The following is an 8599-nucleotide window of genomic DNA, read 5'->3' as shown; positions in this document are numbered from 1 at the left end:
TCATCTATTGCTAGACGTACATTTCTGGAATTTATTAATAGCCGGCGATCGGTCGGCGGTGGCAGATCTGCTGCACACGTCTCTGCGCATGTGCCCGGACCGCGGAATCCAGCACGTAAGTGGTGTCGGAGGTGTCCGCGGTCGCCGCCAGGATCTCCACCACCAGTTCGGCCACCTCGGCCAGGTCGTCGGCGTCGAACCGGCGCGCCGCCATGCTGTTGCTGCCGAACCGCACGCCCGACGTCACCCTGGCCGAGTGGACGTCACCGACGATCCGGTTCTTGTTCACGAGGATGCCGCACTCCTCGAGCGCCTTCTCCGCGTTGACGCCGGTGATGTCGAAGGACGTGCGGACGTCGGCGACGACGATGTGGTTGTCGGTGCCGGAGGAGATGACCCGGACCCCGCGCAGCATCAGGTGCTCCGCCAGCCCGGCGGCGAGGACCCGCACCCTGGACATCGTCTCGGCGAACGCCGGGGTGCTCGCCGCGCCGATCGCATAGGCCTTGGCGGCGATGCTGTTGACGACGGGCGCGCCCTGGATCAGCGGGAACAGCCCACTCTGCATGGTCTGCTCGAGCGTTCGGCCGTCGGGCAGGCGCATGTCGGCGGACTCGCCCAGCAGGATCAGCCCCCCGCGCGGTCCGTAGAGCTGCTTGTGGGTGCAGGTGGTGACCACGTGGGCGTGCGGGATCGGCGATGGGTGCAGGCCCGCGACGACCAGCCCCGCGATGTGCGTGATGTCGGCGAGCAGGAACGCGCCGACCTCGTCGGCGACCGCCCGGAACGCGGCCCAGTCGATGGTCCGCGGATAGGCGGTGGTGCCGGCGATGATCAGCCGCGGCCGGTGCGCCAGCGCCTTCGCCCGCAGCTCCTCGTAGTCGATCAGCCCGTCCGGGCCGAGCCCGTAGCTGTGCGCGGCGAAGACACGGCCCGAGATGTTCACCGACGCGCCGTGGCTGAGGTGGCCACCGGCGTCGAGGTCGAGCCCCAGAATCGGGTCCCCGGGCCGCAGCAGCGACATCATCACCACCTGGTTGGCGGTGCTCGCCGTGTGCGGCTGGACGTTGGCGTATCGAGCGCCGAACGCCTTCTTGGCCCGCTCGACGGCGAGCCGCTCGACCTGGTCGACGTTGACGCACCCGGCGTGGAACCGCCGCCCCGGATACCCCTCGGCGGTCACGTTGGCGAAGATGCTGCCCTCGGCGAGCAGCGCCGCCGGCGTGACGGGGCTGCACGAGGCGACCAGCGCCAGGGTCTGCCGCTGGCGGCCCAACTCGTCGTTGAGCAGTCCGTACAGCGTCGGGTCTTCCAGCCCGAGGCTGTCGAGCGCTTGTTCGTAGAACGATGACAGTCGTGTGGCGTGGTCCGACGTTACGGTCACGAAGACATCCATCCTGTCAGGCACAGACAGCGGCGAGGACGGACCATCAGAAGTTCGGCATCGAGAGCATCGCCGCCACTTTCCGGTTCGGGTCCTCGAAACCGCGCCGCCCGTGCATCACGCGCCGATTGTCGATCATGACAATGTCGCCGGCCCGCCAGTCGATGTCGACCGCGACCTGCTCGGTGGCGTCCAGCGCGTCCCACCGGCAGTGCTGCGGGATCGGCGCGCCGTCCTCGAACGTGACGAGTGCGCCCGAGCCCAGGTAGCTGTTGCACAACGTGCGGGCGTCGACGTAGGGCGCCTGGGGCACGGCCGAGACCGTGTAGCTCCAGTTCAGGTTGCCGGCGTCGTCGAAGTCGTAGGTGAAGTCGTCGAACTGCGCGAAGAGCGCGTCGAGCTCCGCGCGGTCGGACGTGCCGAACACCCGCTGCTGGTGCTCGGCACCAGTTGGGAACGGCAGTCGCCAGGTCAGCCGGCGCTCCTCGAACAGCTCACGGGTCTCCTTGGCCAGCCGGTCGAGCGCCTGGATGCCGTCGTAGACCGTGGTCGCACCGCCGTCGCTGGCCGGCCGCACGCAGAAGAACCACTGCAGGCCGGGGTGCAGCGGGCAGTAGCTCATCTCCGCGTGCGCCGGGATCGGGTTGCGGTGCGCGTCCACCAGCAGAACCGCACCATCCTGGGAAATGGTCTCGCGATTCGGGTTCTGATGAAAGTAGAGCTTCGTTGAGAAGCGCTGGACGACGGCGCGAAAATCGTCCGAAGTCGCGTCGAACCCCCGGAACAATAATGTGCCGTGCTGCTTGAAGAGTGCGGCGATATCCGCGTATGGAAGATCAGCGAGAGCGAGGCTTCCCCGCTCGATGATCACACCATGATGCGGCGAGAGCGCACACGTGGAGAACAGTGGCGTCGTCATGGCAGTCCCCGTTTGATTGACCTACGACATTCAATGCCTCGATCGACCGTACGTAATATCTTGCGGCTCCGCAACCCCCAGCGACCCCTAGCCACGGCATCCATCAGTATTCACACACGTCATAGCGGGTAGTCATGACCTGGAACCGCTTGCGCCGGTCGAGCACCCGCCCGGCCCGGTCGCGGCCGTGTACCGTTGGGCATCGCGTCCCCCGCGCGTGCCGTGGGCTCGGTGCATCGAGCCCGGTCGTCACGGGGTGCTGGACAGCCGCGTCTGCGGAGGGGCGCGGGGCGGCCGCTCGGCGGGCCGCGAGTCCGAGCGTTCAGTTTCGCGCGCCTGGATCAGCCGGGCGCTCTCCGCCGCCGCGACCGTGAGCGCGGCCGTGGCCCTTGCCGGCCTGACCACCGGCACCTGGGCCAGGGCCTGGATGGTTACGCCGGCGTAGCGGACGTCGCTGACATAGGTCGCGCCCTCGGCACCGGTGGCGGCCTGGAGCTCGGCCCAGGTGGCGTCATCGGTGAAATCGGTTCGCAGGACGAGCGAGCTCAGATCGTCTGGCCGGAGACCACGCTGCGTCCCCTGAACGGGCTGCCAATTGTCCCAGGAGCATGTCCCAACGGTTCGGGACAGCTGCCCGCTGCGGGATGGGTCGCGGGATTCCTACCGTGAAGCTCTCGACAATCCCCGACCTGGAGGAATCTGATGGCAGCCATGACCCGCTCCACCGCCCTGAAGATCGCGGCCGTGCTCTCCGTGCTGGTGGCCCTCATCGGCATCAGCCTGTTCGACCTGCCCAACCTGGTGCTCGGCGCCGACGGGAGCAAGGACCCGTTCGCCATCGTGATCGGGAGCTTCGCGTCCGACGTCGTCGCGCTCGTCGCCGCGTACGGGGCGTGGCGGGGACAGAAGTGGGGCGCGGTCCTGCTGATCGTCGTCAACGCGTTCTGGCTCGTCCAGGCGGTCGGCTCGCTGCTGTTCGACTCCACCCTCGGCGAGGCCGTGTTCGCGTCGGTGATGCTGGTCCACCACGTCGTCGTCATCAGCCTGTGCCTGTGGAGGGAACGGGTCGTCCGTGCGGCGTGAGCGGCTGTCCTCGGTCCTCAGTGGCTGGCTGTACCGGATCCTGTTCCCGTTCCTGATGCTCTGGTACGTGCTCGTCGTCGCCGCGCTGGTCGCCGTGGTGGTCACGTGGCCGGACCGTCCGATCGGATCACTCGCCGAGGTCCCGTGGTGGTCGCATGTGATCGCGGTCGCCGTCGTGGTGGTGACCTGGTCACCGGTTTCGGCGCACGTCGACGGCGGGGTACATCAGCTCGCGTACGGGCAGCGCGACGACGCCTACGACGTCGCCGGCCGGGTGTACCGGCAGCTGCAGTCCGACCCGCACCCGGACGAGCTGCTGCCGAGCGTGACCACGCTGCTGGCCGAGACGCTCGCGCTACCGTACGTCGAGATCGAGGCGGACGGCCGGGTCGTCACCGTGCACGGTGCGGTGCCCGACGGTGCGGCCGTCATCGCCATCCCGCTGCGCCATCACCAGCTGACCCTCGGCACGCTCCGGGTCAGCGCGCGCCGACGGGACTGGCTGTCGGCCGCCGACGTCCACCTGCTGGAGGACCTGGCCCGGCACGTGGCCGTCGCCCTGCACACCGCCCGGCTCGCAACGGCGCTCCAGTCCTCCCGTGAGCAGCTGGTGACGGCCAGGGAGGAGGAGCGCCGGCGCATCCGCCGCGACCTGCACGACGGGCTCGGCCCCACCCTCGCCTCGCTGGGGCTGCAGCTGCGCGTGCTGCAGCGCACCCTGCGGTCCGACCCGGCGGCGGCCGAGCAGCTCGCGGGTGAGCTGCGCACCGGAGTGCGGCAGGCCACCGCGGACATCCGCCGGCTGGTGTACGAACTGCGCCCGCCGATGCTGGACGAGTTCGGCCTGGCGGACGCGCTGCGCAACCTCAACCCCACCGACGGGCTCGCCCGCACAGTGACGGTCCCCGAGCCGGTGCCGCCGCTGCCCGCGGCGGTCGAGGTGGCGATCTACAGGATCACCGCCGAGGCCCTGCACAATGCGGCCCGGCACGCCGCCGCGACCAGGTGCGCGGTCGAGCTCACCTTCGGGCAGGACGCCGTGGCGCTCACCGTCACCGACGACGGGCGTGGTCTGCCGGAGACGTACCTAGCCGGGGTCGGTCACCACTCGATGCGGGAGCGCAGCACGGAGCTGGGTGGCACGATCGACATCGGCCCGGCCGACGGCGGCGGCACCCGGGTCGCCGTCACGTTTCCGATGAGGTCGCATGACTGACCCGATCACCGTCCTGATCGCCGACGACCATCCCCTGTTCCGCAAGGGTCTGCGCGCGCTGCTGCAGACGATGCCCGAGGTCGAGGTCGTGGGCGAGGCCGCCGACGGCAACGAGGCGATCACGCTCGCCGACCGGCTCAGGCCGCGCCTGGTGCTGCTGGATCTGCAGATGCCCGGTGTCGACGGCCTCGCCGCGATCCGCCAACTCACCGCACCCGGCACCGACCGGCGGATCCTGGTCGTGACCATGTTCGCCGACGACGATTCGGTCTTCGCCGCCCTGCGCGCCGGCGCCCTCGGGTACGTCCTCAAGGACACCGAGGACGATGAGATGACCCGGGCCATCCTGGCCGTCGCCAACGGCGAGGCGATCTACAGCCCGGCCGTCGCCGCCCGCATCATGGCGTTCTTCGCCGGCCATTCCGCCGAGCCGTTCCCGAACCTGACCGCGAGCGAGCGCAACGTGCTCCAGCTCGTCGCGCGCGGCCTGCCGAACGACGCGATCGCCGCCCGCCTCAACCTCAGCGCGAAGACCGTCCGCAACTACGTCAGCAATATCTTCACCAAGCTGCACGTGGCCAGCCGCGCCGAGGCGATCGCGCGCGCCCGGGACGCCGGCATCAACTGACCGCGGCGAGGAGCAAGCTCGCGCAGTCGCGTCGCTCACAAAGCGCGACGCCTCAGGCTGCACGCGCCCGCACCGGCGCATGGTCACGGCTACTTGACTGCGCCCATGGTCAATCCCGAGGACAGCAGCCGCAAGCTGGCTACGTACACCACGAGCACAGGCACCGCGGCGACGACGGCGAACGCCATCATCGCAGGCCAGTCGGCGCCGTAGGCACCGGACTGAACCGCGATCAGTGACGACAGCGGGTACTTCTCGGGCGAGAGCATGAACGTAATGCCATAGAGGAACTCGCCCCACGAGACGAGGAAGATCACCGAGGACACGGTAAGGATCCCGTTGCGGGCGAGAGGCAGCGCCACCGACCGGAACGTGCGGATTGTGGAGGCGCCGTCGACGCGTGCGGCCTCTTCGATCGCGGTCGGGATCTGCCCGAAGAACGGGCGCAGCAGCAGGATCGCCCAGGGGAGGAACATAGCCGCGTCCGCGAGCACGAGGCCGAACGTTGTATCCAGCAGTCCCCACTTTGATAGCAGCCAGAACAGCGGGATGAGATTCGCGGTCTGCGGCACCATCTGGAGGACGACGAGAAGTGTGAGCGCCGGCACGACGATCGCGCTCCGCGTTCTGGCGAGCGCGTACGCGGCAGGCGTTGCAAACGCGAGGCATACGGCCGTCGTGCCGATCGCCACGATCGCCGACTGACGAACAGCGGCGCCGAGCGCCGGATCAGCGATGGCAGCGCGATACGCGTCGAGCGTCGGATGGAACACGATCGAAGCCTGGCTCGACAGCACGTCGCCCTGGCTCTTGAGAGACGTGAGGACAATCCACAGTAACGGAAGCCCGTAGAGCACATAGAGCACGGCGCGGAACGAGAAAGCGATTGGCTCGCGGCGGCGGCGAATCATGCCTCCCCCTCGGTTCGGCGGACGTCGCGGGAGTAGATCAGCGCGAGCACGACGACAACGGCGAGAGCTACGAGCGCCGTGGCGGCTCCCCGTCCGTAGTCGAGCGTCAGGAACGCCTCGGAGTACGCAAGGAACGGCAGCGTCGTGGATGCAGTCCCCGGTCCGCCGGACGTCATGACGTAGATGAAGTCGAAGCTGCGGAAGGCGTACACGATCGTCAAGATCGTGAGGACGGTCGCCGCGGCGCGGCCCGCAGGCACCAAAACATGCCATACCCGCTTCCAGGGCCGCGCCCCATCGAGCTCCGCGGCCTCAAGCACCTGCGGGTCGACGCCGAGCAGAGCCGCGCGCAGAACGAGCGCGTTGAACGGCACGACCGCCCAAGCATTGACCAGCGCGACCGACCACAGGGCGAACTTGGAGTCGTAGAGGAACCCCAGCCCGTGGCCGCCGAGGGCGCGAAGGATCTGGTTGACCAGGCCCTGGTCGGCTAGGAGGAACTTCCAGATCGACCCGCTGACGACCGGCGGCAACGCCCAGACGAACACCATCAGACCGAGCAGGAAGGAGCCACCGCGGGTCGACGACAAGACGGCGACCGCGACCATGAAACCGCCGACCATCCCGATCACGGTCACGATCATGACGAACGCCAACGTGTTGACTACGACCCGACCGAAATCAGGCTGGCGCAGCATCGTCGCGTAGTTGTCGAGACTGACGAAGTCCCACTCGGAGTTCAGGGTCGCCGCGCTCACTGCGTGCAGGCTCATGCTGCCGAGCTGTACGAGCGGCCAGACGGCCAGCGCGAGCAACAGGGCACCTGCGGGAGTCGCCAAGGCAATACGACGGTCGACGGTGCGGCCGTAGCGCCGGCCTCTCCGCGCCCGCACGGGTGCGGAGAGGCCGGCGGCGGTCGTGCTCGTCGGCGCGGACACCGGGGGCACGCTCGAACTCATGCGACCTCAGCCCTTCAAGAGGGGCTTGAGCTGGTCGACCAGCTCGTTGGCGAGTTGTTCCGGCTTGCCCTGACCCGAGATCGCTTTCGACCAGTAGTTGCCGACGATCGTCTCGACCTTGTCGACATTCTTGGACGGCACCTGCGGGCTCGGCGACGGGCGACCCTGCTGCTGCACGATCTTGCCGAACACGCTCAGGATCGGGTCACTGCTGATCTTTGCGGACGCGGCGGCGTCGGCGCGCGCCGGGATCGAGCCGAACGCGTCGAGCAGAGTGAGCTCGCCATCAACCGAGAAGAACGAGTTCTCGAGGAACTCCTTCGCCAGGTCGGGGTGCTTCGAGAACGCCCCGACGTTCTGTACCTCGCCGCCCAGCAGCACACCGCCCTGAGACGTGATCGGCAGAGGCGCGACGCCGTACTTGAACTTCGCCTGGGCCGCGGCGGCGATCTGCCAGTTGCCGTTGACCGCGAACACCGAAGAGCCTGCGGCGAACTGCTGGAACGGGACCACCTGGTCCCACGCCGCCGCCTCCTTGGACAGGTATCCCTTGGCCGTCCAGTCCTGGAGCATCGCGTACGTCTGCGCCATGGGCGCGGCTTGCGCATTCCCGTAGGTGAACCCGTTCGACGTAAACCAGGGGAAGCCCTGCCACTGGCTCTCGAGGCCCGGCTTGCCGGTGAGCGTGATGCCCTGCTTACCGGCCTTGACGGCCTTCGCCATCACGTCCTCCATCTCGGGGATCGTGGTGGGAATTTGGGCGCCGAGCTGGTCGAGGAGGTCCTTGTTGTACCAGAGGCCCAGCAGGTTGACGTAGCCCTGGACGCCGTACAGCTTGCCGTCGACCTTCTGCAGCACGCCGTCGGGGAACTGCTTGGCATCGGAGTACGTGGACCACCAATCGTCCATCGGCTTGATCGCGCCGGCCTGCGCCAGCGGGTAGGTGCCCGAGGCGCCGAAGACCAGCACGTCGGGGCCCGTCTTGGCGCCCGCGGCGGTGACTGCCTTCGTCGTCATCTGCTCAACCGGCACGTACTGGAACTGGACGTGCACGCCGGAGTGTTTGGCCTCGAACGCGGACGCAAGCCGCTCCAGGCCCTGCACCTGTCCGTCGGTGTTGTAGTAGTGCCAGACCGTCAGGGTGGTCGAGCCGCCGGCCGTGTCCCCGCTACCCGGGCTGCCGGACGAGCAGGCCGCCAGGCCAAGCGTTGCGGCCCCCACCAGCGCGACGAGCGCGCGAGCGAGGCGTGCGTTCCTCATGAGCTGTCTCCCTCTGTCGCCATTGACCGTGCGGCGGCGCCGCCGGACCCGGATTTGTTTCATCGATGAACCAGGCCTGTTAGGGCAGTGACTTTGCCTGCCGAAAAGCTTTTCGTCAAGCGTCTACTGCCAGTCTGAGTTCCAGCACTGCCCACGTTGACGCTGCCAGTTGTGTCGCCTAGTTTCATCGATGAACAAACGAGAGAGGTAGATCGTCGACGTGGATGACCACACTCCCG

At 68.2% G+C, this 8599-nt stretch carries 8 protein-coding genes; 3 read left to right on the top strand and 5 right to left on the bottom strand.

Annotation, left to right across the window (positions count from 1 at the left end):
* Window positions 1-34: 34 nt before the first annotated feature.
* Both ABZS66_RS11900 and ABZS66_RS11895 read right to left on the bottom strand, forming a co-directional pair.
* Window positions 35-1384: a serine hydroxymethyltransferase gene (locus ABZS66_RS11900; protein WP_354757098.1), complete on the bottom strand. Its 1350-nt coding sequence runs from the start codon at window positions 1382-1384 to the stop codon at window positions 35-37.
* Window positions 1385-1430: 46 nt separating this feature from the next.
* Complete coding sequence (locus tag ABZS66_RS11895; RefSeq protein ID WP_354757097.1) at window positions 1431-2255, bottom strand: TauD/TfdA family dioxygenase; 825 nt, start codon at window positions 2253-2255, stop codon at window positions 1431-1433.
* 759 nt (window positions 2256-3014) lie between these two features.
* Here ABZS66_RS11895 and ABZS66_RS11890 point away from each other — a divergent pair.
* The 3 genes from ABZS66_RS11890 to ABZS66_RS11880 are packed head-to-tail and all read left to right on the top strand — an operon-like array spanning window position 3015 to window position 5230.
* The gene (locus ABZS66_RS11890; RefSeq protein WP_354757096.1) at window positions 3015-3386 is read left to right on the top strand and encodes a hypothetical protein; all 372 of its coding nucleotides are present in this window, start codon (window positions 3015-3017) and stop codon (window positions 3384-3386) included.
* Window positions 3376-4602, top strand: coding sequence for a GAF domain-containing sensor histidine kinase (locus tag ABZS66_RS11885; RefSeq protein WP_354757095.1), 1227 nt, complete (start codon window positions 3376-3378; stop codon window positions 4600-4602). The genes ABZS66_RS11890 and ABZS66_RS11885 overlap by 11 nt, the downstream gene beginning before the upstream one ends.
* Window positions 4595-5230, top strand: coding sequence for a response regulator transcription factor (locus ABZS66_RS11880; RefSeq protein WP_354757094.1), 636 nt, complete (start codon window positions 4595-4597; stop codon window positions 5228-5230). Before ABZS66_RS11885 ends, ABZS66_RS11880 begins: the two co-directional genes overlap by 8 nt.
* Before the next feature lie 89 nt (window positions 5231-5319).
* On the opposite strand, the gene ABZS66_RS11875 is transcribed toward ABZS66_RS11880, so the two are convergent.
* From ABZS66_RS11875 to ABZS66_RS11865, 3 genes are read right to left on the bottom strand one after another with little or no spacing between them, the layout of a single operon-like run.
* The gene (locus tag ABZS66_RS11875) at window positions 5320-6141 is read right to left on the bottom strand and encodes a carbohydrate ABC transporter permease (protein WP_354757093.1); all 822 of its coding nucleotides are present in this window, start codon (window positions 6139-6141) and stop codon (window positions 5320-5322) included.
* Window positions 6138-7079 carry a sugar ABC transporter permease gene (locus ABZS66_RS11870; protein ID WP_354757092.1) on the bottom strand — a complete coding sequence of 314 codons (942 nt, stop codon included), beginning with the start codon at window positions 7077-7079 and terminating at the stop codon, window positions 6138-6140. The genes ABZS66_RS11875 and ABZS66_RS11870 overlap by 4 nt, the downstream gene beginning before the upstream one ends.
* A 27-nt stretch (window positions 7080-7106) precedes the next feature.
* Window positions 7107-8423 (bottom strand): extracellular solute-binding protein, encoded by a 1317-nt coding sequence (locus ABZS66_RS11865; RefSeq protein WP_354757091.1) that lies wholly within the window; start codon window positions 8421-8423, stop codon window positions 7107-7109.
* Window positions 8424-8599 lie beyond the last annotated feature (176 nt).

This window comes from Dactylosporangium sp. NPDC005572 (genome assembly GCF_040605515.1).
Classification (GTDB): Bacteria; Actinomycetota; Actinomycetes; order Mycobacteriales; family Micromonosporaceae; genus Dactylosporangium.
Note: the sequence above shows the minus strand (reverse complement) of the source record. Positions and strands in the feature narration are given on the sequence as shown.

Bases quoted from the DNA above. Each gene is read 5' to 3' on its own strand.
- ABZS66_RS11880 (WP_354757094.1), top strand. From the start codon at position 4,595: ATGACTGACCCGATCACCGTCCTGATCGCCGACGACCATCCCCTGTTC.
- ABZS66_RS11875 (WP_354757093.1), bottom strand. From the start codon at position 6,141: ATGATTCGCCGCCGCCGCGAGCCAATCGCTTTCTCGTTCCGCGCCGTG.
- ABZS66_RS11865 (WP_354757091.1), bottom strand. From the start codon at position 8,423: ATGAAACAAATCCGGGTCCGGCGGCGCCGCCGCACGGTCAATGGCGAC.
- ABZS66_RS11890 (WP_354757096.1), top strand. From the start codon at position 3,015: ATGACCCGCTCCACCGCCCTGAAGATCGCGGCCGTGCTCTCCGTGCTG.